The organism is Psychrobacter sp. Rd 27.2, from assembly GCF_001921755.1.
In the GTDB taxonomy this organism is placed as follows: Bacteria; Pseudomonadota; Gammaproteobacteria; order Pseudomonadales; family Moraxellaceae; genus Psychrobacter; species Psychrobacter celer.
On the sequence record NZ_MRYB01000036.1, the window covers coordinates 1 to 851 of the forward strand.

General features: G+C 34.3%; 1 protein-coding gene. It reads right to left on the reverse strand.

Annotation, left to right across the window (positions count from 1 at the left end; translation table 11 throughout):
- The coding region (locus BTV99_RS12480; protein WP_218607568.1) for a hypothetical protein at positions 1-851 on the reverse strand (851 nt) is incomplete at both ends.

An 851-nucleotide genomic window follows, 5' to 3' on the forward strand; every position in this document is an offset into this window, starting at 1 on the left:
AAGCAATTCTGCAGTCGCCGCATTCTTCATCAGTCTAGCTCTAGCAGGACCAACGTTGTAAATTTTCTCAATTAGGTTTTCTTCAGTATTACTATGCAATTGTTCAATAGTGTGTATTCCTGCAGCCTTCAACTTTTCTTTCTGCCAGTTTGTTAAAAGACTTAAAACATCTATTGTTTTATCGAGCATAGATTTTAGTGATTTATCATATTGTTGCTCATCATTGTCAATATCAATTATTTTTTCACTATTAGCATACGAAGCATGATTTTTTCCAAACTCAGGAAACTTCTTAATTGATAAATTCTTGTAGAAATCACCAGACTCACTATGAGGATTGCTTTCTAAGGATATCACACAACCGTACTTCACCTCATACCGAGTTCCTAATTCAGCTCTAGTGGCTCGAATTGAACTATCCAATTTTCTTATGATACCTGTATAAGTCAAAAGTCTTAGGGCTTCTTTAACTGTTTCAGGTGAATCTTTATGTATCCAAAAATATATTGTCGACTCCTCAAGTCCTTTCTCCCTTCTAGAGTCATTGTAGGATTCAATTGCAGGTATAACTGTTTTTTCCAAAAAGTCTCTTCCCCAGTCGATAACTCCTTGGTGTCCTTTGTATTTTTCGCCTAACTCAGTGTGTTCTGTCCAAATTCGCTCCCTATAGAAAGATTTGATTATTGAGTTAACATTCGAATTATTGAATTTATTAATATCTTGTAATGTTCTTAAGAGCATTCTAGGGTTACCGCCTGATGAGAATGCAAGCGTATTAAACAAGTCTCGATTTCTATCGATATCTAATTTTAGCTTTTCATCAGATTGCTTGAATACAATATCTTTAAAAT